Below are 26,870 nucleotides of genomic sequence, written 5' to 3' on the forward strand. Positions count from 1 at the left end.
CCGCCGGACGGGGCCCCCGGGGAATGGTGTCAGATCAACGGCGGAGCGTGTGCTGCTGCCCCGTCGCCGACCCCCCGAAACACGACCCCGGCGGTCCCGTCGTCGCACGATGACAGGACCGGGTCACCCTGGACTGAGCGGCGACCGCACCCAACCCTACCGGCCCCTATGTACGAGGGTCAGTGCTCAGGTGACTCAACGGCCGCCGATGTGACCAGTTCTGTCAGTACGCCATGGCAGTCCTTGGGGTGCAGGAAGGTGATCCGCGACCCCATGGAACCGCGCCGGGGCTCGTCGTACAGCACGCGTACGCCCTTGCCCCGGACGTCCGCGGCGTCCGCGTCCACGTCCGCCGTACCGAACGCGATGTGGTGGACGCCCTCGCCGTTCTTCGCGAGCCACTTGCCGACCGCGGAGTCCTCGCGGGTGGGCTCCAGGAGCTGGAGGTACGAGGCGCCCCCGTCCGACGTATCGTTGATCTTGAGCATGGCCTCGCGCACGCCCTGCTCCTCGTTGACCTCGGTGTGGAACACCTCGAAGCCGTAGGTGGCACGGTAGAACTCGACGGTCGCGTCGAGATCGTGGCAGGCGATTCCGATGTGGTCGATTCGCGTCAGCATGGTCTCAGTGCAGCGCTCCGGAGGTGGTTACGCAACGTGCGCGCGATCACACCGACAGCCCGGTGACGGGCGGCATACCGCTCAGTACATTCGAGTAAACCCTCGTTCACTCCTCGGCCTGTGCGGGCCGGAAAAGGGGATCGCAGCCATGTCTTCTGCATCGAACGGCACGACTTCCGTCATCGTCGCGGGTGCGCGCACCCCGATGGGGCGGCTGCTCGGCTCCCTGAAGTCCTTCTCCGGGGCCGACCTCGGCGGTTTCGCGATCAAGGCCGCGCTCGACCGCGCGGGGATCGGCGGCGACCAGGTCCAGTACGTGATCATGGGGCAGGTGCTCCAGGCCGGTGCCGGGCAGATCCCCGCCCGCCAGGCCGCCGTCAAGGCCGGCATCCCCATGAGCGTCCCGGCGCTCACGATCAACAAGGTCTGCCTCTCCGGCCTGGACGCCATCGCACTCGCCGACCAGCTCATTCGCGCGGGTGAATTCGACGTGATCGTCGCCGGCGGCCAGGAGTCCATGACCAACGCCCCGCACCTGCTGCCGAAGTCCCGCGAGGGCTACAAGTACGGTGCGGTCCAGATGATCGACGCCATGGCCTACGACGGCCTGACCGACTCCTTCGAGAACGTCGCCATGGGCGAGTCCACGGAGAAGCACAACACCCGGCTCGGCATCGAGCGCGCCGCCCAGGACGAGATCGCCGCCCTGTCCCACCAGCGTGCCGCCGCCGCCCAGAAGAACGGCGTCTTCGACGCCGAGATCACCCCGGTCGAGATCCCGCAGCGCAAGGGCGACCCGGTGCTGTTCGGCAAGGACGAGGGCATCCGCGGCGACACCACCGCCGAGTCGCTCGGCAAGCTGCGTCCGGCCTTCGCCAAGGACGGCACCATCACCGCGGGCTCCTCCTCGCAGATCTCCGACGGCGCGGCGGCCGTGGTCGTCATGAGCCGGGCCAAGGCCGAGGAGCTGGGCCTGGAGTGGATCGCCGAGATCGGCGCCCACGGCAATGTCGCGGGCCCGGACAACTCTTTGCAGTCGCAGCCGTCGAACGCCATCCGGCACGCCCTGAAGAAGGAGGGCCTGGAGGTCGGCGACCTGGACCTCATCGAGATCAACGAGGCGTTCGCGGCCGTCGCCGTCCAGTCAATGAAGGACCTCGGCGTGTCCACCGAAAAGGTGAACGTCAACGGTGGTGCCATCGCCCTGGGGCACCCGATCGGCATGTCCGGCGCCCGGCTGGTGCTGCACCTCGCCCTGGAACTGAAGCGGCGCGGCGGCGGCGTCGGCGCGGCGGCGCTGTGCGGCGGCGGCGGTCAGGGCGACGCGCTGATCGTGCGGGTGCCCGGGGCCTGACACCCCCGGAGCCACGACATTCCGAACGGAGCTGAACGGAGCTGTGATGCAGGACGTCTCCTCACTGGTGGCCCAGGCCCGAGAAGGCCGGCCGCGGGCCGTGGCCCGGCTGATCTCCCTGGTGGAAGGGGCGTCCCCGCAGCTCAGGGAGGTCATGGAGGCGCTCGCGCCGCTCACGGGCAACGCCTACGTGGTCGGCCTGACCGGCTCCCCGGGCGTCGGCAAGTCGACCTCCACCTCGGCGCTGGTGACGGCGTACCGCAAGCAGGGCAAGCGGGTCGGCGTGCTCGCCGTCGACCCGTCCTCCCCCTTCTCCGGCGGCGCCCTGCTCGGTGACCGGGTGCGGATGTCGGAGCACGCCTCCGACCCCGGCGTCTACATCCGCTCGATGGCGACCCGCGGCCACCTCGGCGGCCTGGCCTGGGCAGCGCCGCAGGCCATCCGCGTGCTGGACGCGGCCGGCTGCGAGGTGGTCCTGGTCGAGACGGTGGGCGTCGGCCAGTCGGAGGTCGAGATCGCCTCCCAGGCCGACACCTCCGTCGTCCTGCTCGCCCCCGGCATGGGCGACGGCATCCAGGCGGCCAAGGCCGGAATCCTGGAGATCGGCGACGTCTACGTCGTCAACAAGGCCGACCGCGACGGCGCCGACGCGACCGCCCGCGAACTGAACCACATGCTGGGCCTCGGCGAGGCCCGCGCCGCCGGTGACTGGCGCCCGCCCATCGTCAAGACGGTCGCCGCGCGCGGCGAGGGAGTCGACGAGGTCGTCGAGGCGCTGGAGAAGCACCGGGCGTGGATGGAGGAACGGGACGTCCTCGCCGAACGGCGCCGTGCCCGGGCCGCCCGCGAGGTCGAGACGATCGCCGTCACCACGCTGCGCGAGCGCATCGGTGACCTGCACGGGGACCGGCGGCTGGGCGCGCTGGCGGAGCGGATCGTGGCGGGGGAGCTGGATCCGTACCGGGCTGCGGACGAGTTGGTCGCGGGGCTGACGCAGGGCTGAGCGGCGCGGGGGGCTTGACGGCGCGGGGTTTCTTTCGCCCCCGCCGCCCCTTCCCGTTCCCGTCCCTGGGGGCTGCGCCCCCAGACCCCGCTTTCGGCCTGAACGGCCTCGTCCTCAAGCGCCGGAGGGGCTAAACTGCCCTGCATGTTCCTCCTCTTGGCCTAGGGCCCGCCCCGCGCGCGACCGCCGTATCCGGCCGTCGCGCGCATCGGCGTCCCCTCGTTGCCTCCCCTTGAGGAACTTTCCCGTGTCCACGCCATCTTCGCGGCCCTCTTATGCCGCCGTGCTCCGCGTCCCCCATGCCCGCCGAACCTTCGCGGCCGCCCTCGTCGGTCGGCTGTCGTACGGCACGGTCTCCCTCGCCCTGATGCTCTCCCTGACCCGGTCCACCGGGTCGTACGCCGTGGCCGGGATGGTCATGGCGGTCTTCGGCGCCACGAGCGTCTTCCTGTCCCCCTACCGCGCTTCCCTCGTCGACCGGCACGGTCCGCGCCGGGCCCTGCTGCCCATGGCCCTGCTCTACGCCGTCCTGCTCTGCGCGCTGGCGGCGGTCTGCGGGCGTCCGGGCACCTCCGAGGCCGTCCTCGCGGTGACCGCCGCGCTCGCGGGCGCCTGCACGCCCCCGCTCGGCCCCACGATGCGCGCGGTGTGGGCCGAACTGCTCCCGGACCCGCGGCTGTTGCAGCGGGCCTACAGTGTGGACGGCGTCGCCGAGGAACTGCTCTTCGTCTCCGGCCCGCTCCTGGTCGGCGGCATCGTCGCCGTCGCCTCGCCGGTGGTCGGCGTCGTGCTCAGCGCGGTGCTGGTGGCGGTCGGCACCCTCGCCTTCGTCACCTCACCGGCGACCGCGGCGCTGCGTCCGGCGGGGCGGGAGAAGAGCGACGGCCCCGCACCCGGGCCGGGCGGCCCCGGACAGGGCCGGGCCCTGCTGCAGCCCGTCGTCGTCGCGGCGGCCGTCGGCGTCTCGGTGAGCGCCGTCGACCTCCTCGTCGTGGCCTTCGCGGGGGAGCGCGGCCTCGGGGACGGCGCGGTCGCCTGGGTGCTCGCGGCGCTGTCGTTGGGCAGTGCGGTCGGCGGTCTCGCCAACGGCGCCGTCGCCTGGACCTCGCCCACCCGGGCGCGGCTCCCGTTCTTCGCGGCCGGTGTCGGTCTCTGCCTCGCCGCCGCGGGCCTCGCGCCCGGACTCGGCACGCTGGTCCTGGCCGTCATGTGCGCGGGCCTGTTCGTGGCCCCGGCGCTGACCACGGCGTACCTGATCGCCGACGAGAGCGTGGCGCCCGGATTCCGGGTCCGGGCGGGCGCCTGGTGCAACACCGCCGTGAACGCCGGGATGTCGGCCGGCGCCGCCGCGGTGGGCGTGCTCGTGGAACGGCTGCCGCTGCCGGTGTGCTTCGCGGTCGCCGGCGCGGTCGCCGCGGCGGCGGCACTGGTGCCGGGGTACCGCAGCGGTGGTGCTGTCCGGCGGGCGGGACTGATCAGTCGTCGTCCGAGTCGTGCGAGTCGCCCGAGTCGTCCGCGTCCTGAGAGCCGTCCGAGTCGTCCGAGCGGTCGGCGGTGACCTTGCCGGTCTTCGGGTCGACCCGCCAGTCCTGCTCGCCCTTGCCGGAGGCGTGCGTCTCGACCTCCCAGGCGGGCTTGCCGTCGCCGCGGTAGCCGTCCTCGTCCAGCTCGACGGAGGTGACGGTGCCGTGTCCTGTCGCCGCCTTCGCCGCCTCGGCGGCGTCGACGGAGGCACCCTTGAGGGCCGCGCGCACCTCGGCGGTGTCGTCCTCGTCGTCGTCCCGCTCCGAGCCCAGCACCTTGCCGGTGGCCGGGTCGACCCGGACGCTGTGCCAGGTGCCGTCGCCGGAGAGGACGTCGACCTCCCAGGCCGCGCGCTCCCGGCGGTCGTCCCCGTCGTCGGAGTCGTCCCCGTCGTCGTCCTCGTCGTCCAGTTCGGCGGAGACGGCGGTGCCCGGGGTGTCGGCCAGCGCGGAGGCGACGGCGTCGGCCGCCGTCACCTTCGAGGAGGCGGCGCCGTCGTCGTCGCGCCGGTCGTCGTCGCGGTCGTCGGCCTCGTCCCGTACGCCGCCGTCGTCCGACACGCTCACGTCCGCGCGGGGCGCCGTGCCCCGGTCGTCGTCCCCCGTCGTCGCCAGAGCCGTCGCCGTACCGCCCCCGACCAGTGCGGCGGCGGTGACGGCGGCGATCACGATGTTGCGCTTCATGCGGTTTTCCTCCAAGCGTCCAGAGTCCGGCGGTTTCCGGTGACTTCACTGTCGCGGACCGACGCTGAGGCCAGGCTGAAGCCGCCTGAAGGGATCTTCAGCTCAGCTTTGGGACCCTCTAGACATGCGCCTGTTGATCGTGGAGGACGAGAAGCGCCTCGCCGTGTCGCTCGCCAAGGGCCTCACCGCGGAGGGATACGCCGTGGACGTCGTCCACGACGGCCTGGAGGGACTGCACAGGGCGGGCGAGGGCGTGTACGACCTCGTCATCCTCGACATCATGCTGCCCGGTCTCAACGGCTACCGGGTCTGCGCCGCCCTGCGCGCCGCCGGGCACGACGTGCCGATCCTGATGCTCACCGCCAAGGACGGCGAGTACGACGAGGCCGAGGGCCTGGACACCGGCGCGGACGACTACCTCACCAAGCCCTTCTCGTACGTCGTCCTGGTCGCCCGTGTGAAGGCCCTGCTGCGGCGCCGGGGACAGGGCGCCGGGGCCTCTCCCGTGCACGTCCACGGCGACCTCAGGGTCGACACCGCCGCCCGCCGGGTCTTCCTCGGCGAGGACGAGGTCACCCTCACCGCGAAGGAGTTCGCCGTCCTGGAGCAGCTCGTGGTGCGGGCCGGGGAGGTGGTGTCCAAGGCGGAGATCCTGGAGCACGTCTGGGACTTCGCCTACGACGGCGACCCGAACATCGTCGAGGTGTACGTCAGCGCGCTGCGGCGCAAGCTGCGCGCCGGGCTCATCCGGACCGTGCGCGGCGCCGGATACCGGCTGGAGACCGGGCGGTGAGCCGCCTCTTCGGCTCGGTGCGGGCCCGCGCCACGCTCGCCGCGACCCTCGTGGTCGCCGTCGCCCTCGTCGCGGCCGGCACCGCCGTCCTGGTGTCCCTGCGCTCCAACCTGCTCGGCGAGGCGGGCACCCAGGCCGAGCGCTCGGCGCGGGAGGTGGCGACGGAGCTGGCCGTCGGGACGCCGTACGCGGACCTGTCGCTGGACGTGGACGACCGGCCGGTGCAGGTGGTCGACGAGGACGATGCGCTGGTCGCCGCGAGCGAGGACCTGGAACGGATCAGCGGCACCGGCGTCGACGCGGTGAAGCCGCGGCCCGCCGCCTCCCCGGACGGCCGGGACGAGGACGCCGACGACGATGACGACTCCGGCGAGTCCCTCGACCCCGGTGAGATCGGCGAACGGATCACCGTCAGCGACGGCTCGGCGACCATCGACGGGGACACGGAGGACTACCGCTTCGCCGCCGTCCCGGTGAAGACCGACGACCGGGGCACGCTCACCGTCTACGCCGGCGCCCCGCTCTCCGCCGAACACGGCGCCGTGAACACCGCGCTGACCGTGATGCTGATCGGCTTCCCGCTGCTGCTCGCGGTCGTGGCGTGGGTGACCTGGCTGGTCACCCGGCGCGCGCTGCGCCCGGTGGAGGGCATCCGGCGCGAGATGGCCGCGATCACCGCCAGCGAGGACCTGGCCCGCCGGGTCCCGGTGCCGGACACCCACGACGAGGTGGCCAGGCTCGCCTCGACCACCAACGAGACGCTGGCCGCGCTGGAGTCCTCGGTGGAGCGGCAGCGCGGTTTCGTCGCGGACGCCTCGCACGAGCTGCGCAGCCCGATCGCGTCGCTGCGCACCCAGCTGGAGGTGGCCGCCGCCCATCCGGAACTGCTGGACCTGGAGGGCGCCGTGGCGGACACCGTACGGCTCCAGCGGCTCGCCGCCGACCTGTTGCTGCTGGCCAGGCTGGACGCGGGGGAGCGGCCTGCCGACGCCCGGGTCGACCTCGCGGCGCTCGCGCGGGAGGCGGCCGAGGGCCGGGACGGAGTGAGTGTGCGGGGCGCGGGCGCGGTGCGGGTGGCCGGATCACGGGGGCAGCTGGGGCGGGTCCTGGCCAATCTGCTCGACAACGCCCAGCGGCACGCCCGCTCGGCGGTGGAGGTGTCCGTGCGGCGGGACGGGGACGCGGTGGTGGTCGCCGTGGCCGACGACGGCGACGGCGTGCCGGCGGCCGACCGGGAGCGGATCTTCGAGCGCTTCGTACGGCTCGACGCCGCCCGCAGCCGTGACGACGGCGGCGCCGGACTCGGGCTGGCCATCGCCCGCGACGTCGCCGTACGGCACGGCGGCACGCTCACGGTGCACGACGCACCGGCAGGCGGCGCCCTGTTCGAGCTCCGCCTGCCGGGTGCCTAGGCCCGTACGGCCGTAAAAGGCGTGATCAGGAGCGTCCCCGCTGCCCGCGCAGGTGTTCCGCGATGGGCTTGAGCGCCTTGTCCAGCTCCGTCAGATCCTCTGGGGCCAGCAGGTCGATGAAGTGCCTGCGGACGGAGGCCACGTGGTGCGGCGCGACCTTCCGCATCGTCTCAAGACCGTGCTCGGTGAGGACGGCGAAGAGCCCGCGGCGGTCGGACTCGCAGTTCTCCCGCCGGACCAGGTTCGCGTTCTCCATGCGGGTGATCTGGTGGGAGAGGCGGCTCTTGGACTGCATCGTGGCGGTGGCCAGATCGCTCATCCGCATTCTGTCGCCCTCCGACTCGGAGAGGTTCACCAGGATCTCGTAGTCGTTCATTGTCAGGCCGAACGGCTGCAGGTCCTTCTCGAGCTGGTGCGTCAACAGCCTGTTGACCTCCAGGTGGGTGCGCCAAGCACACTGCTCCGTATCGGTCAGCCAGCGAGTGGCCGTCTCGGTCTCCATGAATGAAGTCTACCTAAAAGGTTGAAAGGCGAACTAGTGAGGGGTTGTCCGTGACGATGACGGTGCGCACGCGTTCGATGTCACACTCCGCAGATTACCGCTCACAGCCCGAAGCGGCGCTGGAGGTCCCCCAGCTGTCCGGGAAGCCCCGGTGCCCCCGACCGGCCTCCCGGCCCTCCGGAAGCGCCGCCTCCGGGCACCCCCGCCTGCTGCGGCGGAGCTCCCACGGCCTGCTCCGCCATCAGCGCCTCGCTCGACTGCAGCAGCACCGTGCCGGCCCCCACGAACTCGAACTGGTGCTCCTCCCCGGAGGCCCCGCCGAGCCCCGTCATCGCACGTAGACCGCCCAGTAGGCCGGTCATGTACCCGTGGTCGTAGTGGTGGCACGGGGACGGGCAGTCGGCCCAGCCGACCAGGGCCTGCGGGTCGACCCGGACCGGCGGTTCCACGAACACCACCGGACCGTTCGACGCGGCCACGAACTTTCCGGTTCCGATCAGCGTCAGGAAGCCCGGCACGATCGACTGCTTGAGCGCGAGGCTTGGCTGAAAAGCGAGCAGGTTGCCCGAGCGAATGGTCAGGTTGCCGTCTTCGAGGTCGTACGAATTCACGTCGAAGGCCCGGTCGGCGAGGAGCATCTTGCCCGAGCCCTCCGCCACGACCCAGTCGCTCGCGTGCAGAGGCGAATGGAACGACGTGCGCACCAGACGGTCCAGCCGGCCGTGCCCGATCCCGTTGAAATCGATCGTCCCGTAGTAGGCGATCATCTTCCCCTTCTGGAGGAACCACTGGCTCCCCTTCAGCTCCACGCAGAAGGTGTACGCGTTGACGTTGTCGTCGGCCGGCAGGGTCGCCGGGTCGTGGTGGACCGTGCTCACAGCTTCTCCTCCGACGCCTGGACGAACACCGTGCCGCTGCCGCTCAGCTCCAGCTGGAACGCCTCGCCGGAGCCGCGCCCCACCATGTCCCGCCAGCCCAGGGCCGTGGACAGCTTGTTGCGCACGTCGCCGTGGTGGGCGACGTAGGCCTGCGGGTCGACGCGCACCGGGCGCTGCGGGGTGATGGGCACCTCGAAGACACCGCCGTGGGCCATCACCGCCACCGAGCCGTGGCCCTTGAGGGACGTGGTGAACAGCCCCTGGCCGCTCACCTGGCCCCGCACCATGCCCATGACGCCGCCCTGCGAGCCGAGGAACACCGTGCTCTGCTCCAGGGTGCCCTCGAAGGCGAGGAGGCGGTCCGCCTCCACGTACAGGGTGTCGCCCGACAGGTTGATCACCTGGACGTGGTGGCCGCCGTGCCCGAAGAACACCGTGCCGCTGCCCTCGACGGTCATCAGCGGCGTGTCCTCGTTCGCCACCCGGCGTCCGATCATCGACATGACCCCGCCCTGGCCGCCGCGGAGATTCGGGGTGAAGGACACCTCGCCGCGGTAGGCGAGCATGGCACCGCGCTGGCTGAACAGCCGCTGCCCGGGTGCGACGGTCGCCTGGACCATCTTGGAGTTGATCTCCTGGAAGGCCATCTCAGACATCCCCCGCGATCGTGTTCCGCTCGCTCGGCTGCACGTACACCAGACCCTCGCCCTCGAAGCGGATCTGGAAGGCCTCGCCGCCGCCCTCCCCGAGCAGCGTGCGGAAGGTCACACCCGACTGGAAGGACTGCCGCAGGTTCCCCTGGTGCGCCACGTACGCACCCGGGTCGACGGTCAGCGGGTACTGGGCGCCGACCCGCAGCACCACCGCGGGCCCGTCGGACATGATCGCCGCCTGCCCGTGCCCCTCGATCGTCGTGGTGAACAGCCCGTTGCCCTGGGAGGCACCGCGCGTGCCCGTGAAACTGGTGCCGGTGCGCAGTCCGGCGTCGGCCGCCAGGAAGTTGCTCGACTCGACGTACAGCTTGTCGCCCTGGAGACCCACCAGGGTGATCTCCGAGGCCCGGTCCGCGAACCAGCAGGTCCCCTGCCCCCTCACCTCCATCACCGTCATCTGCTCGCCGGTGATCCGCCGGGTCACCATCCCCCGGAGGCCCTCACCGCCGCCGCTCAGCTTCTTGAAGGCCATCTCCCCGTCGTACGCGACCATCGAGCCGTTCTTCGCCTTCACGGCGTCCGAGGTCAGGTCGACGGCGAGGACCTTGCTGCCTTGAAGTCGGAACATCGCCACGCTGTGAAAGTAGCCCCGCCACGGGTGGACGGAACAGGGCCCACGGGTGGAGACCGACCCTGAGTCCATCCCTTGGGGCATTGTTTGCCACAATGGGCGAACGATTGTGCTTCCGTTCACAAGGCGGAGCGCACACGCCAGCCGCGCCGTCAGCGACTCCCTCCCACCGAAGGTGACCCGTGGACCTCAAGACCGCCACCGCCCTCCGCCGCCTCCGTCTGGTCTCGGCCCCCGAGGCGATCTCGTTCCTCCTCCTGCTCGTCTGCTCCGTCCTGAAGCGGACCACCGACTTCAACGCGGTGCCGGCGATGGGCATGATCCACGGCGTCCTCTTCGTGCTGTACGTGATCTTCTGGGCGGACGCCTGGAACCGCGCCAAGTGGCCGCTGAAGACCGCCGCCCTGTACTTCGTCCTCTCGGTCCTGCCGACCGGCGGCTTCTTCGCCGACCGCAAGCTCAAGCGTGAGGCCGAGACCGCGGTCATCGCCTCCCGCGCCCGCCAGGAAGGGGTCGTCAACGCATGATCGTCGCCTTCTCCGTGACGCCGCTCGGGGTCGGCGAGGACGTGGGGGAGTACGTCGCCGACGCCGTCCGGGTGGTCCGCGAGTCCGGGCTGCCGAACCGCACCGACGCGATGTTCACGTCCGTCGAGGGCGAGTGGGACGAGGTCATGGACGTCGTCCGGCGGGCCGTGGCCGCCGTCGAGGCCCGGGCGCCGCGGGTCTCCCTGGTCCTCAAGGCGGACATCCGCCCCGGCGTGACGGACGGCCTCACCTCGAAGGTCGAGACGGTCGAGCGCCACCTCGCCGGATGAGCGCCCCGGCGCGGGCGGTGGTGACGAGTGGTATCGAAAGGCGAGACGGGGCTGACCGGCATATGACCGGCCGGTAAGGTCTCTTGCCGTGCCGAAGCCCCTCAGTCTCTCCTTCGATCCCATCGCCCGAGCCGACGAACTCTGGGCACAGCGCTGGGGCGGTGTGCCCTCCATGGCCGCGATCACCTCGATCATGCGGGCCCAGCAGATCCTGCTGGGCGAGGTCGACGCCGTGGTCAAGCCGTACGGGCTGACGTTCGCGCGGTACGAGGCGCTGGTGCTGCTCACCTTCTCCAAGTCGGGCGAACTGCCGATGTCCAAGATCGGCGAGCGCCTGATGGTGCACCCCACCTCCGTGACCAACACCGTCGACCGGCTGGTGCGCTCGGGCCTGGTGGCCAAGCGCCCCAACCCCAACGACGGCCGCGGCACGCTGGCCATCATCACCGACAAGGGCCGTGAGGTCGTCGAGGCGGCCACCCGCGACCTGATGGCGATGGACTTCGGCCTGGGCGCGTACGACGCCGAGGAGTGCGGGGAGATCTTCGCGATGCTCAGGCCGCTCAGGGTCGCCGCGGGCGACTTCAAGGAGGACTGAGCGAGGAGGGCCGGGCGGGCCGGGCGAGCCCGGCGAGTCGCCCGACCCGGTCGAAGATCGCGCGAAACGGACGGTTACGCTCGGAGCCATGAAAAAGAGCGTGCTGACCCGCTACCGGGTCATGGCGTACGTCACCGGTGTGCTGCTGATCGCGCTGTGCCTCGGCATGATCGCGAAGTACGTGCTGGATCTGGGCGGCGCCGCCGACTTCACCCAGGTCGTCAGCATCGCCCACGGCTGGCTGTACGTGATCTACCTGGTCTTCGCCTTCGACCTGGGCTCCAAGGCGAAGTGGCCGGTGAAGAAGCAGCTCTGGGTGCTGCTCGCCGGGACCGTGCCGACCGCGGCGTTCTTCGTGGAGCGCAGGGTCAGCCAGGAGCTGGACGCGAAGGTCGCCGGCGCCGAGGCGCCCGCCGCCGCGAAGGTGTAACCGGGGCCTCACCGGCCGTCCCACCGCCGTGCGGACACCCGTACGGCGGTAGCCCATCGACATTTACTTGGACGTCCTAGTAAATTCGAGGGTATGGACGCTCACGCCATAGAAGAGGGCCGCCGTCGCTGGCAGGCCCGGTACGACGCGGCGCGCAAGCGCGACGCGGACTTCACCACGCTCTCCGGCGACCCCGTGGAGCCGGTGTACGGTCCCCGGCCGGGGGACGAGTACGAGGGCTTCGAGCGGATCGGCTGGCCGGGCGAGTACCCCTTCACCCGCGGCCTGTATCCGACCGGGTACCGGGGGCGTACGTGGACCATCCGGCAGTTCGCCGGGTTCGGCAACGCCGAGCAGACCAACGAGCGCTACAAGATGATCCTCCGCAACGGCGGCGGGGGGCTCTCGGTCGCCTTCGACATGCCGACGCTGATGGGCCGCGACTCCGACGACCCGCGCTCGCTGGGCGAGGTCGGGCACTGCGGGGTGGCCATCGACTCGGCCGCCGACATGGAGGTCCTGTTCAAGGACATCCCGCTCGGGGACGTGACGACCTCCATGACGATCAGCGGGCCCGCCGTTCCCGTGTTCTGCATGTACCTGGTCGCCGCCGAGCGGCAGGGCGTCGACCCGTCCGTGCTCAACGGCACGCTGCAGACCGACATCTTCAAGGAGTACATCGCCCAGAAGGAGTGGCTCTTCCAGCCCGAGCCCCACCTGCGGCTCATCGGCGACCTCATGGAGTACTGCGCGGCCGGCATCCCCGCCTACAAGCCGCTCTCCGTCTCCGGGTACCACATCCGCGAGGCCGGGGCGACGGCCGCGCAGGAGCTGGCGTACACGCTGGCGGACGGCTTCGGGTACGTGGAGCTGGGGCTCAGCCGCGGCCTCGACGTGGACGTGTTCGCGCCCGGCCTCTCCTTCTTCTTCGACGCGCACCTCGACTTCTTCGAGGAGATCGCCAAGTTCCGCGCGGCGCGCAGGATCTGGGCGCGGTGGATGCGCGACGTGTACGGGGCGCGGACCGACAAGGCCCAGTGGCTGCGGTTCCACACCCAGACCGCCGGTGTCTCGCTGACCGCGCAGCAGCCGTACAACAACGTGGTCCGTACGGCCGTGGAGGCGCTCGCGGCGGTGCTCGGCGGCACCAACTCCCTGCACACCAACGCGCTCGACGAGACCCTCGCCCTGCCCAGCGAGCAGGCGGCCGAGATCGCCCTGCGCACGCAGCAGGTGCTGATGGAGGAGACCGGCGTCGCCAATGTCGCGGACCCGCTGGGCGGTTCCTGGTTCATCGAGCAGCTGACCGACCGCATCGAGGCCGACGCGGAGAAGATCTTCGAGCAGATCAAGGAGCGCGGGCTGCGGGCCCACCCCGACGGGCAGCACCCCGTCGGCCCGATCACCTCCGGTCTCCTGCGCGGCATCGAGGACGGCTGGTTCACCGGTGAGATCGCCGAGTCGGCCTTCCGCTACCAGCAGGCTTTGGAGAAGGACGACAAGAAGGTGGTCGGCGTCAACGTCCACACCGGCTCCGTCACCGGCGACCTGGAGATCCTGCGGGTCAGCCACGAGGTCGAGCGCGAGCAGGTGCGGGTCCTGGGCGAGCGCAAGGCGGCCCGTGACGACGCGGCCGTGCGTTCCGCGCTGGACGCGATGCTCGCCGCGGCGCGCTCCGGCGGGAACATGATCGAGCCGATGCTGGACGCGGTGCGGGCGGAGGCGACGCTCGGGGAGATCTGCGGGGTGCTGCGGGACGAGTGGGGGGTGTACACGGAGCCGGCGGGGTTCTAGCGGCCGGGGCCGGTGCGGGTGTCTCCAGGGGGCTCCGCCCCCTGGACCCCCGGCCTATGCCCACCCACCACCCGACTCGGTCGGCCGAGAGGTCACCCGTCAGCCGTCGGCCGGCTCGGTCGGCTGTGAGGCCAAGCCCCACAGCAGTACCTGCGTCAGACCGCGCACCCACTCCTCGTTCGCCGCCTGGGCGCTGACCAGTGTGCGGTGCACCACCGCTCCCGCGACCACGTCGAAGATCAGGTCCGCGGTGCGCGCCGCCTCCGCGGCGTCCGGCTCCGGCGGCAGCTCGCCCCGGGCCTGGGCCCGTGCCCTGCCCTCCAGCACCAGGCGCTTCTGCCGCTCGACGATCGAGGTGCGGATGCGCTCGCGCAGCGCGTCGTCCCGGGTGGACTCCGCGACCACCGCCATCAGACCGCTCCTGGCCTCCGGACGGGCCAGGATCGCCGCGAACTGGAGCACCACGCCCTCGATGTCGGCGGCGAGGGAACCGCGGTCGGGCAGTTCCAGCTCGTCGAACAGCTCCGCCACCGCGTCCACGACCAGCTCGTTCTTGCCCGCCCAGCGGCGGTAGAGCGTCGTCTTGGCAACCCCGGCCCGCGTGGCGACGTCTCCCAGGGTGAGCTTCGACCAGCCGAGGTCGACCAGCGCGGCCCGCGTCGCGGCCAGGATCGCGGTGTCGGCCGCGGCACTGCGCGGGCGTCCGGCACGGCCGGCGGGGGTGCTGCTCTGCATCCCCCGACCTTAACCGGCGGGTAACACGCGTCAGGCCGTGAGGCAGATCACCGCGGCGGGGTGTTCCGGTGGGCCGTCCCGGTATTACGCTACGAGTCGTAGCGAAAGCGCGGGTCCGCCCGCGCCCCAGCGACGACCACGGGCGTGGGGTGGGGACCCGGCGCCGAGCAGGACACACGCCGAACAGCACACATCCGGGCGGGCTTTCGACCCGGTTTTCACACGCGCGCGCCGTACGGGGGAGGATAGACCCATGCAGCCACGGAACATGTCCATGAGCGGGGTCGTCGACCTCGCCGCGGTGAAGCAGGCCCAGGAGGCCAAGGCGAAGGCGGAGCAGGCGCGCGCCGAGGCGGCCCGTCACGGCGGTACGGGAGCCGTCTCCCCGGCCGACCTCGTCATCGAGGTCGACGAGGCCGGTTTCGAGAGTGAGGTCCTGCAGCGGTCCACCGAGGTCCCGGTCGTCATCGACTTCTGGGCCGAGTGGTGCGAGCCCTGCAAGCAGTTGAGCCCGGTCCTGGAGCGGCTGGCCGTCGAGTACAACGGGCGCTTCCTCCTCGCCAAGATCGACGTCGACGCCAACCAGATGCTGATGCAGCAGTTCGGCGTCCAGGGCATCCCCGCCGTGTTCGCGGTCGTCGCCGGACAGGCGCTGCCCCTCTTCCAGGGGGCCGCGGGCGAGGCGCAGATCCGCCAGACCCTGGACCAGCTGGTGCAGGTCGCCGAGGAGCGCTTCGGCCTGACCGGTCTCGTCGTCGACCCCGAGGCGGAGCCGGGCGCCGAGCGGCCCGCCGCCCCCGAGCGCCCCGCCGGGCCGCACGACGCGGCCCTCGATGCCGCCGTGCAGGCGATGGACGCGGGCGACCTGGGCGGTGCCGTCCAGGCGTACAAGAACGTGCTGGCCGAGGAGCCGGGCAACACGGAGGCCAAACTGGGTCTGGCCCAGGCCGAGTTGCTCCAGCGGGTGCAGGACGCCGATCCGCAGAAGGTCCGTCAGGCGGCGGCCGACAAGCCGGGCGACGCCCAGGCGCAGATCGCCGCCGCCGACCTGGATCTGGTGGGCGGTCACGTGGAGGACGCCTTCGGACGCCTCATCGACACGGTGCGCGTCACGGCCGGCGACGACCGGGACGCCGTACGGCTGCGGCTGCTGGAGCTGTTCGAGGTGGTCGGTGCCGACGACCCGCGGGTGACCGCGGCGCGTCGGGCGCTCGCCCGCGCTCTGTTCTAGTCCGCTCCGCGGTCGGTGGTTCTAAACGCCATCGACGTGTGGCGGGTGTGAAGGACCTGTCGAAGAGGCGTCACTGCGGCCGCGCTTTACCAAAACTTGGTAATCGCGGCCGCTGTTACTGCCAGTAAGTCGACGGCGTCGATCTGTCGGACTCTGTCCATCGATCAATAGTTTTGTTCCGCCCTCAGGGCACACCCAGCGTCGCCGTACGGGACCGGTGTGTCGTCCCGCGGCAACACGGCCGCTACTAGCCAGTAACGAACCCCCTTGTGTCGGCGGCGAGAATGCACCACGATCGGCGACGCTCGGTCCATTCCCGTACCCCGACAGCCGGTCGGGTGGCGGGGGTTCCTGGGTCCCCACCGAGCAGGGTCGGCGGCAGTGATGCCGGCCCTTGGGCAGGGGGGTCTTCGCTCACCCGGCGAAGCCTGTCCAGCAGGGTTGTGCGTGATGCGTGTCAGGCGCGACCAGTGGTTGTCGCTCGGGGGTGATCGCCGGTTATTCGGGCGCGTGGTACGTGCCGCCGAGTGCGGGCGCTCTCCTTCCCGAGGACGTAGCACTTCTCCCATCCCTGCCGGGCCGAGTCGCCGACTGGCGACGGGGCCGAGGCCAGGAGATGTACGTCCGAGAAGGAGGAAATATGGAGTCCCAGGTGCGTGGCGGGACCAGATGGAAGCGGTTCGCTGTGGTCATGGTGCCCAGCGTTGCCGCCACGGCTGCGATAGGTGTCGCCCTCGCGCAGGGCGCTCTCGCCGCGTCGTTCAGCGTGTCCGGTCAGTCGTTCAAGGTGACGGCGGACCGGCTCGACGGCACGGGCTTTATGCAGTACGGCGCGATCGACTCGGGCTACACGCTGAAGGGCGAGAAGACGGCTCACCCCGTCGCGGTCTCGGCGTTCAAGTCCGCGCAGATCAAGAACATGTGCCAGTCCGTGGTCACCCCGGACATCCCGCTGATCGGCTCGGTCAGTCTCATGCTGAAGGCCGGCGGTGGCGACACCCCGGTCAAGGCGGAGAACCTGTACATCGACGTCGAGGACCTCGAGGCCGATGCCACGTTCCGCGGCATCGACATCGGTGTGGCCGCCAAGGACGCCAACAAGGGTCCCGGCATCAAGAAGGGCGACACCACCAACCCGTACGGGTTCTCGCAGCAGGCCGACTCGGCCACGCTGACCGGTGTGAAGCAGACGGCGTGGGCGACCACCGCCGGAACCTTCAAGCTCAGCGGTCTGAAGATGTCGCTGTCCAAGGGTGTCAAGGAGTGCTACTAAGCACTCCTTGACGGGCGGGGGAGCCGGTGGCGCCCCCGCCCGTCCCCTCTCCGGCCGTACTTCACACGCGGCCCACATCTCCACCACAGCAAAGCCGTACCAGGGAGCTGTTTTCATGAGCGCCGAGACTCCTGCCGCAGCCGGCCAGTTCACCCGCCGGAGGCTGCAGTTCCGTGCCTGGCGAGGCGCGCGGCCGTTCTGGGCCGGACTGTTCGTCGCGCTCGGCGGACTCCCCATCGCCTACTTCCCGTACGCGAACCTCCAGATCGGTCACCTGACGCTGGCGATGTCCACCACCGCGGGCGCCGGGTCCCTGATCATCGGCGTGCTGCTGGTCGTCCTGGGCGTCAGCCTGTGGTTCCAGAAGCACGTCCGGGTCTTCGCGGGCGTCGCGGCGATCCTGCTGGCGCTGGTGTCCATCCCCGTCTCCAACCTCGGCGGCTTCCTCATCGGCTTCCTGTTCGCGCTGGTCGGCGGGGCCATGGCCGTGTCGTGGGTGCCGGGCGAGCCGCCGCGGGCCGAGCCGCCGCTGGAGGGCAAGGGCACGGACGGCGCGCCCGAGGGCGCGGTCCCCGCGGCCGACGACACCGCGTTCCCCGGCTACCCGGCGCCCGGGACCCAGGCGTCCGGCCCCGCGGTGCCGGGGCCGCGGGGCGGGATGGACGACGGGGAGCCCTCCCAGGTCTTCACGGCACCGGGGGCGCACGATCTGTCAGGAACGAGCCCGGCCAACGGGGCGAACGGGAGGCACAGTGCCGGCTGACGAGGTGACCCGCGGGACTGACGTGGAGTCGTCCCGTGTGAGAACCGGGCCGCGCCACGCGGCACCCAAGAAGCCGTTGTTCACCAGGTTCCACATGCCGGCCGGCAAGGCGATAGCCATCGCGGCGATGCCCACGGCCGTCCTCATGGGGATGGGGTTCACCCCGACGCTCGCCCTTGCCGACGGCAACGACGCGGCGCCGCCCTCCAACAGCCTGACGGCCGACGAGTACAAGGACTGCGTGGCGGCCCTGGAGGACGCCGAGAAGGACCCGTCCGCCTCGCCCACCCCCTCGCCCTCGGCGACCGACGGGGCCGACGAGGGCAAGGACGACGCGAAGGAGCCCGACCCCTCCGCCTCCACCGGCGACACCGGCGAGGACGCGGGCACGGACGCCGGCTCGGACCAGGGCGACCCCTCTTCGTCGGATTCAGGTTCCGACGACAAGGGCGCCAAGGACGAGCAGGACGCCCCCGCCCCGAGCCCCTCCGCGTCGCAGAGCCAGGAGGCGTCCGGTGCGGGCGCCGCGGAGCCGTCCCCTTCCGAGTCGGAGGACAAGGGCGGGCTGCTGGACGGCCTCGGCGACGCCATCGAGGGCATCTTCACCGGCGGCAAGAAGGCCGAGGAGAGCCCGAGCCCCACGCCGACCCCGTCGGCGTCCGAGGGCGCGGGCGATGCGTCCGACGCGCTGAAGGACACGACCGGCACGGTCACCGACACCGCGAAGGACACCGTCGAGGGCGCGACCGACACGGCGTCGAAGGCGGCCGAGGACACCGCGGACACGGTGGACAAGGCGGCCGAGGCGGCCAAGGAGGCGGCCCGGAAGGCCAAGGAGGACGCGGCGAAGGCCAAGGAGGACGCCGCCACCGCCACGCCCAGCCCCAGCGCCTCCGAGAGCGCCGACGAGGCCGCCAAGGACGCCGAGGACTGCCCGGCCGCCACCGACGCGGAGGGCGGCGTCGACAACAAGCTGCCGCTGCCCGACGACCCGTGGTACCTCAACGCCAGCTCGCTGCTGCTGAAGGGCGCCTCCTACAAGGGCGTCGTCGAGGTGCGGACGGCCAACGGCACCACCAAGAAGGTGCTGAAGTACGTCATCTCCAACGGCACCGACATCGGCGACCTGCACCAGACGGTGAAGGACGAGCAGGCCGGCAAGACCTACCACGTGCAGGCGGCCAAGGGCTCCACGTCCACGATCCGCGACGGCGAGACGGTGATGTACACCGAGAGCATCTCGGGCAACCTGCTCGGGCTGATCCCGATCACCTTCGACCCGGAGAACCCGCCGCCGCTGGACATCCCGCTGATCTACTTCACCAAGGTCACGGTCGTCCAGGCCGGTCAGTTCGGCGGCACGCTGCACGTCCCGGGGCTGCACCAGTACACGACCTGAGTCACCCCCGCACCACGCCCCGAGGGCGCCCCCTGTCGCAGGGGGCGCCCTCGGTGCGTACCACGGGGGAGGGGGCGGTCAGCCGCGCCGCGTCTCGCCCAGGTGGAGGACCCGCACCATGTTGGTGGTGCCGGGCACGCCGGGGGGCGAACCGGCGGTGATCACGACGATGTCGCCGTCGCTGAACCGGCCGAGGCGTGCCGTCTCCTGGTCCACCAGGTCGACCATCTCGTCGGTGCTGTTCACGAACGGCACCACGTGCGGCTCCACGCCCCAGCTGAGCGCCAGCTGGTTGCGGGTCGACTCGTCGGTGGTGAAGGCGAGGATCGGCTGGGCCGCGCGGTAGCGGGACAGCCGGCGGGCGGTGTCGCCGGACTGGGTGAAGGCCACCAGGCCCTTGCCGCCGAGGAAGTCGGCGATCTCGGCGGCGGCGCGGGCCACCGAACCGCCCTGCGTGCGCGGCTTCTTGCCCGGCACCAGCGGCTGGAGGCCCTTGGAGAGCAGCTCCTGCTCGGCGGCGGTGACGATCTTCGACATCGTCTTGACGGTCTCGATCGGATACGCGCCCACGCTCGACTCGGCGGACAGCATGACCGCGTCGGCGCCGTCCAGGATCGCGTTGGCCACGTCGGAGGCCTCGGCGCGGGTCGGACGGGAGTTGGTGATCATCGACTCCATCATCTGGGTCGCCACGATCACCGGCTTGGCGTTGCGGCGGCACAGCTCGATGAGCCGCTTCTGCACCATGGGGACCTTCTCGAGCGGGTACTCGACGGCCAGGTCGCCGCGGGCGACCATGACGGCGTCGAAGGCCGCGACGACGTCCTCCATGTTCTCCACCGCCTGCGGCTTCTCCACCTTGGCGACGACGGGGACCCGGCGGCCCTCCTCGTCCATCACGCGGTGCACGTCGGCGACGTCCTTGGCGTCCCGGACGAAGGAGAGCGCGACCAGGTCGCAGCCCATGCGCAGCGCGAAACGGAGGTCCTCGACGTCCTTCTCGCTCAGCGCGGGGACGTTGACCGCCGCGCCGGGCAGATTGATGCCCTTGTGGTCGGAGATGACGCCGCCCTCGATGACGATCGTCTTCACCCGGGGGCCCTCGACCTCGGTGACCTTCAGCTCGACGTTGCCGTCGTTGATGAGCACCTGGTCGCCCTTGGTGACGTCACCGGGCAGGCCCTTGTACGTCGTGCCGCAGATCGTCCGGTCGCCGGGGACGTCCTCGGTGGTGATGGTGAACTCGTCACCGCGCACCAGCTCGACGGGACCCTCCGCGAAGGTCTCCAGGCGGATCTTCGGGCCCTGCAGGTCGGCGAGGACACCGATGGCCCGGCCGGTCTCCTTGGCGGCGGCCCGGACCCGGTCGTAACGCCCCTGGTGCTCGGCGTGGGTGCCGTGGCTGAAGTTGAAGCGGGCCACGTTCATGCCGGCTTCGATCAGCGTGACGAGCTGCTCGTGGGAGTCGACCGCGGGGCCGAGAGTACAGACGATTTTCGAACGGCGCATGGGGGCCATCCTATCGGTTTGTTTCGGCGCGGAATATTCCGTCTGGCGGAAAATACAAAAGGGCGGGATGCCGCTCAGGTGAGATTGAGATTCCCCGAATCATTTACCAGCGCGTAGGTCTGTGTCGCGATCTCCATTTCCTCGTCCGTCGGTACCACCGCCACCGCCACCCGCGCCCCCGCGGGCGAGATCAGCCGGGCCTCGTCGCCGCGTACGCCGTTCAGCTCGCCGTCGACGGCCAGGCCGAGCCCCTCCAGGCCCGCCACGGCCGCTTCCCGCACCGGCGCCGAGTTCTCCCCGACTCCGGCCGTGAACGCCACGGCGTCCACGTGCCCGAGAACGGCGTAATAGGCGCCGATGTACTTCTTGAGCCGGTGAATGTAGACGTCGAAGGCCAGCCGCGCCCGCTCGTCGCCGGCGTCGACACGGCGGCGGATCTCCCTCATGTCGTTGTCGCCGCACAGACCGATCAGACCGCTCCTCTTGTTGAGAAGAGTGTCGATCTCGTCGGCGGACATTCCCCCAACACGCATCAAATGGAAGATGACGGCCGGGTCCATGTCTCCCGAGCGCGTACCCATCACGAGCCCCTCCAAAGGCGTCAGCCCCATGGAGGTGTCCACGCACCGGCCGCCCCGCACCGCCGAGGCGGACGCCCCGTTGCCCAGGTGCAGCACGATGACGTTCACCTCCTCCGGCGCCTTGCCCAGCAGCCGCGCGGTCTCCCGGGAGACGTACGCGTGCGAGGTGCCGTGGAAGCCGTAGCGCCGGATGCGGTGCGCGTCGGCGGTCTCTACGTCGATCGCGTAGCGGGCCGCGGACTCGGGCATCGTCGTGTGGAAGGCGGTGTCGAAGACGGCGACCTGCGGCAGGTCGGGGCGCAGCGCCTGCGCGGTCCGGATGCCGGTGAGGTTGGCCGGGTTGTGCAGCGGGGCGACCGGGACGAGCCGCTCGATCTCGGCGAGCACGGCGTCGTCGATCACCGTCGGTTCGGTGAAGCGCAGACCGCCGTGGACCACGCGGTGCCCGATCGCGGCCAGCTCGGAGGAGTCCAGGCCCAGCCCGTCCTTGGCCAGCTCGGCCGCCACGGCCTTCAGCGCCGCCTCGTGGTCCGGGACGGCCCCGCTCCACTCGCGGCTGCCGCCACCGGCCGGCGTGTGCTTGAGCCGCGAGGTCTCCTCGCCGATCCGCTCGACGAGGCCCACGGCGAGGCGCTCGCCGCCGCGCATGTCGATCAGCTGGTACTTCACCGACGACGAGCCGGAGTTGAGAACGAGGACACGGGTGCCGGTCACAGGTCGGACGCCTTCTCACTGGGGGACTGCTGGGCCTGGATCGCCGTGATGGCGACGGTGTTGACGATGTCCTGCACGAGCGCGCCCCGGGACAGGTCGTTGACCGGCTTGCGCAGGCCCTGGAGCACCGGGCCGACCGCGATGGCGCCGGCCGAGCGCTGCACCGCCTTGTACGTGTTGTTGCCGGTGTTCAGGTCGGGGAAGATCAGCACGCTGGCCTGCCCGGCGACCGCCGAGCCGGGCAGCTTGGTCGCGGCCACCGACGGCTCGACCGCGGCGTCGTACTGGATCGGGCCCTCGATGCTGAGGTCCGGGCGGCGCGAGCGGACCAGCTCGGTGGCCTCGCGCACCTTGTCGACGTCCGCGCCGGAACCGGACGTGCCCGTCGAGTACGACAGCATCGCGATCCGCGGCTCCACCCCGAACTGCGCCGCCGTCGACGCGGACTGGGCGGCGATGTCGGCGAGCTGCTCCGCGTCCGGATCGGGGTTGACCGCGCAGTCGCCGTAGACCAGCACCTTGTCGGCCAGGCACATGAAGAACACGGACGACACGATGGAGGCGTCCGGCTTGGTCTTGATGATCTCGAAGGCCGGGCGGATCGTCGCCGCCGTCGAGTGCACGGACCCCGAGACCATGCCGTCGGCGAACCCTTCCTGCACCATCAGCGTGCCGAAGTAGTTCACGTCGGAGACCACGTCGTACGCCAGCTCCACCGTCACGCCCTTGTGGGCGCGCAGGGCGGCGTACTTCTCGGCGAAGGAGTCGCGCAGCTCGCTGGCGGCCGGGTCGATCAGCTCGGCGCCGCCGAGGTCGATGCCGAGATCGGCGGCCTTCTTGCGGATCTGTTCGACCGGGCCGAGCAGCGTCAGCTCGCACACGCCCCGGCGCAGCAGCACCTCCGCCGCGTGCAGCACCCGCTCCTCGGTGCCCTCCGGCAGGACCACCCGGCGCAGGTCGGAGCGGGCCTGTTCGAGCAGCTTGTGCTCGAACATCATCGGCGTGACGCGGTCGCTGCTGGGGGCGGAGACCCGCTGGTTCAGCTCGGCGGTGTCGACGTACCGCTCGAAGAGGCCGAGGGCGGTCTCCGCCTTGCGCGGGGAGGCCGCGCTCAGCTTGCCCTCCAGGGAGAACAGCCGCTCGGCGGTGGGGAAGCTGTTGCCGGTCACCGACAGCACCGGCGTGCCGGGGGCCAGCCGGGCGGCGAGGGTGAGGATGCCCTCGTCCGGCACCTCGTTCAGGGTCAGCAGCACGCCGGCTATCGGCGGGGTGCCGGCGCTGTGCGCGGCCAGCGTGCCGATCACCAGGTCGGCCCGGTCGCCGGGCGTGATCACCAGGCAGCCCGGGGTCAGCGCGGCCAGCAGGTTGGGCAGCATGGCGCCGCCGAAGACGAAGTCCAGCGCGTCGCGGGCGAGCCCGGAGTCGTCGCCGAGCACCACCCGGGCGCCCAGGGCGTGCGCGATCTGGGAGACCGTCGGCGCGGACAGGGCGGGCTCGTCCGGCACCACCCAGCACGGCACCGGCAGCCGGTGCGCGAGCCGCTCGGCGATCTCGTCCCGGTCCTCGCGCGCCACCCGGTTGGTCACCATGGCCAGCACGTCGCAGCCGAGGCCGTCGTAGGCGCGGAAGGCGTTGTGGGTCTCCGCCAGCACGGACTCGGCGCTCTGCTTGCGGCCGCCGACGACGGGGAGGACCGAGGCGCCGAACTCGTTGGCGAGCCGCGCGTTCAGCGACAGCTCGTCCGGGAACTGGGTGTCGGCGTAGTCGGTGCCGAGGACGAGGACGACGTCGTAGTCCCGCGCGACCAGGTGGAAGCGGTCGACGAGCGCGGACACCAGCTCGTCCACGCCCTGTTCGGCCTGGAGGAGGGAGGCCTCCTGGTAGTCCATGCCGTAGACCGTGGCCGGGTCCTGCGAGAGCCGGTAGCGGGCGCGCAGCAGCTCGAAGAGCCGGTCGGGCCCGTCGTGCACCAGGGGACGGAAGACGCCGACCCGGTCGACCTGCCGGGTCAGCAGCTCCATGACCCCCAGCTCGACGACCTGGCGGCCGTCGCCGCGGTCGATACCGGTCACGTACACGCTGCGCGTCACGCGTGCTCTCCGTTTCGTAGGGGTGAGCGTTTCGTCGGGCTGAGGGGGTGGGCGGAACCCTCTTGACAGTACCTCCGGCGACGGTTAAGGCGCCCGTCAGCGTCCACCGCCCTCCGGGCCGTGGAACAATTGAATCGGCTCACCGGTGTCAACAGCGAGCAGGAGACACAGCACGATGCGTATCGGAGTTCTCACCGCAGGCGGCGACTGCCCCGGCCTGAACGCAGTGATCCGGTCGGTCGTGCACCGAGCGGTCGACAATTACGGCGACGAGGTCATCGGCTTCGAGGACGGCTACGCCGGACTGCTGGACGGCCGGTACCGCACCCTCGACCTCAACGCGGTCAGCGGCATCCTCGCCCGCGGCGGCACCATCCTCGGCTCCTCCCGCCTGGAGCGCGACCGGCTCCGCGAGGCCTGCGAGAACGCCTCGGACATGATCCAGAACTTCGGCATCGACGCCCTGATCCCGATCGGCGGCGAGGGCACCCTCACCGCCGCCCGGATGCTGTCCGACGCGGGCCTCCCGGTCGTCGGCGTGCCGAAGACCATCGACAACGACATCTCCTCCACCGACCGCACCTTCGGCTTCGACACCGCCGTCGGCGTCGCGACCGAGGCGATGGACCGCCTCAAGACCACCGCCGAGTCCCACCAGCGCGTGATGGTCGTCGAGGTCATGGGCCGGCACGCCGGCTGGATCGCCCTGGAGTCCGGCATGGCGGCCGGCGCCCACGGCATCTGCCTGCCCGAGCGCCCCTTCGACCCGGCCGACCTGGTCAAGATGGTCGAGGAGCGCTTCGCCCGCGGCAAGAAGTTCGCCGTCGTCTGCGTCGCCGAGGGCGCCCACCCCGCCGAGGGCTCCATGGACTACGGCAAGGGCGCCATCGACAAGTTCGGCCACGAGCGCTTCCAGGGCATCGGCACCGCGCTCGCCTTCGAACTGGAGCGCAGGCTCGGCAAGGAGGCCAAGCCGGTCATCCTCGGCCACGTCCAGCGCGGCGGCGTGCCCACCGCGTACGACAGGGTGCTCGCCACCCGCTTCGGCTGGCACGCGGTGGAGGCCGCGCACCGGGGCGACTTCGGCCGGATGACGGCGCTGCGCGGCACGGACGTCGTGATGGTGCCGCTGGCGGAGGCGGTCACCGAGCTGAAGACGGTCCCGAAGGACCGGATGGACGAGGCGGAGTCGGTCTTCTAGCCCCTGGCTGCCCTCTTCCCGGGCGGCTAGGGGTGCTTCTCGACCGCCGACCAGAAGTGGTCCACGATCCGGTCGAGGAAGTCCCGGCCCCCGGCGTGGGAGTCGGCCGCGCCGCCGCCCCAGCTGAGGGTGGCGGTCATCCGCCCCTGGTAGTCCTGGTGCAGCACCTGGAGGACGTTCTCCAGGACCCGCCGGTCCAGCGGCGCCAGCTTGGCGATCGGGCGCACACAGCCCTGCCAGCGGGTGGTCACCGCACTCGTCAGCAGGTCGGCCAGCTTCTCCTCGCGCCCCGTGACGGTCACGAAGTCGGGCAGCGTGAGGCCGAGCACGTCGGCGAGCTGGGCCGACTGACGGTCGGTGCCGCGCCAGTCGTCCGCCTCCTCCATCCGCAGGTAGGCCGGGAGCCCCAGCCCGACCGCACGCGCCACGTCCTCGGGTGCCAGACCGCGGGCGACGCGGTGCTCGCGCAGGGACTGCGGCCGCCCGATCAGCTCACCGGGCGAGCACCACAGCACCCCGGCGAGCGCGGTCAGCTCCGCGCCCTCGGGGGCGGCGGTCCCGCGCTCCCAGGCGACGACGAGGTCGGGCGTGACGTACGGCAGGCCGTACGAGACCCGTATGCCGTGGGCGACGTGCTCGGGCCCCATGTTGAGGGCGGCACGCAGCCGACGGGCGGCGAGGGCGTTGAACGGGGGGCCCGACTGGCTCGGGCCGGGTGAGGGTCGGCGCACGCGCCACACCGTAGGGGTCCCGGGCGACGCTGACTACGGGCTGTTCGGCCAGCGATACGGATTGTAGGAACGTACGGACCGGGGCGGGCTCACCCCTTGACCGCCCCGCCCAGCGCGAACCCGCCGCCCAGCCGCCGGGAGATCAGCACGTACAGCAGCACGACCGGCGTCGAGTAGACGATCGAGAACGCCGCCAGCTGTCCGTACGCCACCATGCCCCGGTTGCCGAAGAAGTCGTTGATGCTGACCGAGGCGGGCATCTGGTCCGGGGAGAGCAGCAGCATGAAGGGGACGAAGAAGTTCCCCCACATCATCACGAACGAGAACACCGTCACCACCGCCACCCCGGGCCCCATCAGCGGCAGCACGATCCGCAGCAGCGACTGGAACGACGACGCCCCGTCCGTCCACGCCGCCTCCTCCAGCTCCTTCGGCACCCCGTCCATGAAGTTCTTCATCAGCCAGATCGCGAAGGGCAACTGCGAGGCGGCGAAGAAGAAGATCGTCCCCTGCATGGTGTCGATCATGTTCACCCGCACGAACAGGGCGTAGACCGGCACCATGATCGCCGTGATGGGGAGGCTGGTCGCGAACAGGATGGTGAGCAGGAACGGCCGGTTCAGCCGCGACCGGAAACGGGAGAGCGGATACGCCGCGAGCACCGCGCACACCACCGTCAGCAGGGTCGCGCCGCCGCACAGGATCAGGCTGTTGAGCAGCGGGGTGAAGGTGATCTCCGGGGTGAGGATCGCGTCGAAGTTCTCCAGCGTCACCCCGTCGGGCACCTTCACCCGCAGACTCGCGTGCGGGTCGAGGGCGGACAGCACCACCCAGGCCAGCGGCAGCACGAAGGCGGCGGCCACGAGCAGGAGCCCGGCGTCGGCCGCGGTGCGGCGCCGGTTGCGCCGCGCGGCGGGGGTCGTACGGCGGGGCGTGAGCGTGTCCGTCATC

General features: G+C 71.2%; 27 protein-coding genes. 15 read left to right on the plus strand and 12 right to left on the minus strand.

What is annotated here, in order from left to right:
• Window positions 1-179: 179 nt before the first annotated feature.
• Window positions 180-620, minus strand: a complete 441-nt coding sequence (gene mce, locus ACGH52_RS26680; protein ID WP_121702462.1) for a methylmalonyl-CoA epimerase — start codon at window positions 618-620, stop codon at window positions 180-182.
• Between the two features lie 148 nt (window positions 621-768).
• Here mce and ACGH52_RS26685 point away from each other — a divergent pair, with 148 nt between their 5' ends.
• From ACGH52_RS26685 to ACGH52_RS26695, 3 genes are all read left to right on the plus strand, one after another.
• Window positions 769-1,974, plus strand: coding sequence for an acetyl-CoA C-acetyltransferase (locus tag ACGH52_RS26685; RefSeq protein ID WP_121702463.1), 1,206 nt, complete (start codon window positions 769-771; stop codon window positions 1,972-1,974).
• Between the two features lie 46 nt (window positions 1,975-2,020).
• A complete protein-coding gene (gene meaB / locus ACGH52_RS26690) occupies window positions 2,021-2,977 on the plus strand; it encodes a methylmalonyl Co-A mutase-associated GTPase MeaB (protein WP_059301488.1) in 957 nt (318 codons plus the stop codon).
• A 247-nt stretch (window positions 2,978-3,224) separates the two neighbouring features.
• Window positions 3,225-4,535: an MFS transporter gene (locus tag ACGH52_RS26695; RefSeq protein WP_399942962.1), complete on the plus strand. Its 1,311-nt coding sequence runs from the start codon at window positions 3,225-3,227 to the stop codon at window positions 4,533-4,535.
• Here the strand turns inward: ACGH52_RS26695 and ACGH52_RS26700 are convergent.
• A complete protein-coding gene (locus ACGH52_RS26700) occupies window positions 4,453-5,184 on the minus strand; it encodes a PepSY domain-containing protein (protein ID WP_399942964.1) in 732 nt (243 codons plus the stop codon). The two genes, ACGH52_RS26695 and ACGH52_RS26700, sit on opposite strands and share 83 nt — an antisense overlap.
• A 124-nt stretch (window positions 5,185-5,308) precedes the next feature.
• Here ACGH52_RS26700 and ACGH52_RS26705 point away from each other — a divergent pair, with 124 nt between their 5' ends.
• Together ACGH52_RS26705 and ACGH52_RS26710 are read left to right on the plus strand one after the other, a co-directional pair.
• The gene (locus ACGH52_RS26705) at window positions 5,309-5,977 is read left to right on the plus strand and encodes a response regulator transcription factor (protein WP_121702465.1); all 669 of its coding nucleotides are present in this window, start codon (window positions 5,309-5,311) and stop codon (window positions 5,975-5,977) included.
• Window positions 5,974-7,389 carry an ATP-binding protein gene (locus ACGH52_RS26710; RefSeq protein WP_210974646.1) on the plus strand — a complete coding sequence of 472 codons (1,416 nt, stop codon included), beginning with the start codon at window positions 5,974-5,976 and terminating at the stop codon, window positions 7,387-7,389. Before ACGH52_RS26705 ends, ACGH52_RS26710 begins: the two co-directional genes overlap by 4 nt.
• 25 nt (window positions 7,390-7,414) lie before the next feature.
• On the opposite strand, the gene ACGH52_RS26715 is transcribed toward ACGH52_RS26710, so the two are convergent.
• The 4 genes from ACGH52_RS26715 to ACGH52_RS26730 all read right to left on the minus strand — a co-directional run bounded on the left by ACGH52_RS26715 (window position 7,415) and on the right by ACGH52_RS26730 (window position 10,050).
• Window positions 7,415-7,891 (minus strand): MarR family winged helix-turn-helix transcriptional regulator, encoded by a 477-nt coding sequence (locus ACGH52_RS26715; protein ID WP_076976372.1) that lies wholly within the window; start codon window positions 7,889-7,891, stop codon window positions 7,415-7,417.
• A gap of 101 nt (window positions 7,892-7,992) precedes the next feature.
• A complete protein-coding gene (locus tag ACGH52_RS26720; protein ID WP_059301494.1) occupies window positions 7,993-8,769 on the minus strand; it encodes an AIM24 family protein in 777 nt (258 codons plus the stop codon).
• Window positions 8,766-9,416: an AIM24 family protein gene (locus ACGH52_RS26725; RefSeq protein WP_059301495.1), complete on the minus strand. Its 651-nt coding sequence runs from the start codon at window positions 9,414-9,416 to the stop codon at window positions 8,766-8,768. Before ACGH52_RS26725 ends, ACGH52_RS26720 begins: the two co-directional genes overlap by 4 nt.
• A 1-nt stretch (window position 9,417) precedes the next feature.
• Window positions 9,418-10,050 (minus strand): AIM24 family protein, encoded by a 633-nt coding sequence (locus ACGH52_RS26730; protein WP_059301496.1) that lies wholly within the window; start codon window positions 10,048-10,050, stop codon window positions 9,418-9,420.
• A 185-nt stretch (window positions 10,051-10,235) separates the two neighbouring features.
• Between ACGH52_RS26730 and ACGH52_RS26735 the strand changes: the two genes are divergently transcribed.
• From ACGH52_RS26735 to ACGH52_RS26755, 5 genes are all read left to right on the plus strand, one after another.
• Complete coding sequence (locus ACGH52_RS26735) at window positions 10,236-10,580, plus strand: DUF3817 domain-containing protein (RefSeq protein ID WP_059301497.1); 345 nt, start codon at window positions 10,236-10,238, stop codon at window positions 10,578-10,580.
• On the plus strand, window positions 10,577-10,870 hold the full coding sequence (locus tag ACGH52_RS26740; protein ID WP_030187368.1) for an MTH1187 family thiamine-binding protein: 294 nt from the start codon (window positions 10,577-10,579) through the stop codon (window positions 10,868-10,870). Before ACGH52_RS26735 ends, ACGH52_RS26740 begins: the two co-directional genes overlap by 4 nt.
• A gap of 88 nt (window positions 10,871-10,958) precedes the next feature.
• Window positions 10,959-11,468 carry a MarR family winged helix-turn-helix transcriptional regulator gene (locus tag ACGH52_RS26745; RefSeq protein WP_399942971.1) on the plus strand — a complete coding sequence of 170 codons (510 nt, stop codon included), beginning with the start codon at window positions 10,959-10,961 and terminating at the stop codon, window positions 11,466-11,468.
• A gap of 88 nt (window positions 11,469-11,556) precedes the next feature.
• The gene (locus ACGH52_RS26750) at window positions 11,557-11,898 is read left to right on the plus strand and encodes a DUF3817 domain-containing protein (RefSeq protein ID WP_076976373.1); all 342 of its coding nucleotides are present in this window, start codon (window positions 11,557-11,559) and stop codon (window positions 11,896-11,898) included.
• Between the two features lie 93 nt (window positions 11,899-11,991).
• Window positions 11,992-13,692 carry a methylmalonyl-CoA mutase gene (locus tag ACGH52_RS26755; RefSeq protein ID WP_399942974.1) on the plus strand — a complete coding sequence of 567 codons (1,701 nt, stop codon included), beginning with the start codon at window positions 11,992-11,994 and terminating at the stop codon, window positions 13,690-13,692.
• 99 nt (window positions 13,693-13,791) lie between these two features.
• On the opposite strand, the gene ACGH52_RS26760 is transcribed toward ACGH52_RS26755, so the two are convergent.
• Window positions 13,792-14,427 carry a TetR/AcrR family transcriptional regulator gene (locus ACGH52_RS26760; RefSeq protein ID WP_076976375.1) on the minus strand — a complete coding sequence of 212 codons (636 nt, stop codon included), beginning with the start codon at window positions 14,425-14,427 and terminating at the stop codon, window positions 13,792-13,794.
• A 253-nt stretch (window positions 14,428-14,680) separates the two neighbouring features.
• Here ACGH52_RS26760 and ACGH52_RS26765 point away from each other — a divergent pair, with 253 nt between their 5' ends.
• The 4 genes from ACGH52_RS26765 (at window position 14,681) to ACGH52_RS26780 (ending at window position 19,093) form a co-directional block, all read left to right on the plus strand.
• The gene (locus tag ACGH52_RS26765; RefSeq protein ID WP_171987410.1) at window positions 14,681-15,658 is read left to right on the plus strand and encodes a tetratricopeptide repeat protein; all 978 of its coding nucleotides are present in this window, start codon (window positions 14,681-14,683) and stop codon (window positions 15,656-15,658) included.
• Window positions 15,659-16,298: 640 nt separating this feature from the next.
• Window positions 16,299-16,931 (plus strand): DUF6230 family protein, encoded by a 633-nt coding sequence (locus ACGH52_RS26770; protein WP_362767031.1) that lies wholly within the window; start codon window positions 16,299-16,301, stop codon window positions 16,929-16,931.
• 115 nt (window positions 16,932-17,046) lie between these two features.
• Entirely contained in the window at window positions 17,047-17,694 is a 648-nt protein-coding gene (locus ACGH52_RS26775) for a DUF6114 domain-containing protein (protein ID WP_399942978.1), read from the plus strand.
• Window positions 17,684-19,093, plus strand: a complete 1,410-nt coding sequence (locus tag ACGH52_RS26780; protein ID WP_399942981.1) for a hypothetical protein — start codon at window positions 17,684-17,686, stop codon at window positions 19,091-19,093. Before ACGH52_RS26775 ends, ACGH52_RS26780 begins: the two co-directional genes overlap by 11 nt.
• A 78-nt stretch (window positions 19,094-19,171) precedes the next feature.
• Here the strand turns inward: ACGH52_RS26780 and pyk are convergent, their stop codons facing one another.
• The 3 genes from pyk to pta all read right to left on the minus strand — a co-directional run bounded on the left by pyk (window position 19,172) and on the right by pta (window position 23,987).
• Entirely contained in the window at window positions 19,172-20,602 is a 1,431-nt protein-coding gene (pyk, locus tag ACGH52_RS26785; RefSeq protein ID WP_076976400.1) for a pyruvate kinase, read from the minus strand.
• A gap of 74 nt (window positions 20,603-20,676) precedes the next feature.
• Window positions 20,677-21,897 (minus strand): acetate kinase, encoded by a 1,221-nt coding sequence (locus ACGH52_RS26790; RefSeq protein ID WP_076976380.1) that lies wholly within the window; start codon window positions 21,895-21,897, stop codon window positions 20,677-20,679.
• On the minus strand, window positions 21,894-23,987 hold the full coding sequence (gene pta, locus ACGH52_RS26795) for a phosphate acetyltransferase (protein WP_076976381.1): 2,094 nt from the start codon (window positions 23,985-23,987) through the stop codon (window positions 21,894-21,896). The genes ACGH52_RS26790 and pta overlap by 4 nt, the downstream gene beginning before the upstream one ends.
• A gap of 175 nt (window positions 23,988-24,162) precedes the next feature.
• On the opposite strand from pta, the gene ACGH52_RS26800 reads away from it, so the two are divergent.
• The gene (locus ACGH52_RS26800) at window positions 24,163-25,188 is read left to right on the plus strand and encodes an ATP-dependent 6-phosphofructokinase (RefSeq protein ID WP_052840620.1); all 1,026 of its coding nucleotides are present in this window, start codon (window positions 24,163-24,165) and stop codon (window positions 25,186-25,188) included.
• 26 nt (window positions 25,189-25,214) lie between these two features.
• Here ACGH52_RS26800 and ACGH52_RS26805 read toward each other — a convergent pair whose 3' ends face one another.
• Both ACGH52_RS26805 and ACGH52_RS26810 read right to left on the minus strand, forming a co-directional pair.
• Window positions 25,215-25,928: a helix-turn-helix transcriptional regulator gene (locus ACGH52_RS26805; RefSeq protein WP_121700553.1), complete on the minus strand. Its 714-nt coding sequence runs from the start codon at window positions 25,926-25,928 to the stop codon at window positions 25,215-25,217.
• An 80-nt stretch (window positions 25,929-26,008) separates the two neighbouring features.
• Entirely contained in the window at window positions 26,009-26,869 is an 861-nt protein-coding gene (locus ACGH52_RS26810) for a carbohydrate ABC transporter permease (protein ID WP_059301509.1), read from the minus strand.
• Window position 26,870 lies beyond the last annotated feature (1 nt).

Source organism: Streptomyces sp. BBFR25, from assembly GCF_044590125.1.
Lineage (GTDB): Bacteria > Actinomycetota > Actinomycetes > Streptomycetales > Streptomycetaceae > Streptomyces > Streptomyces canus_D.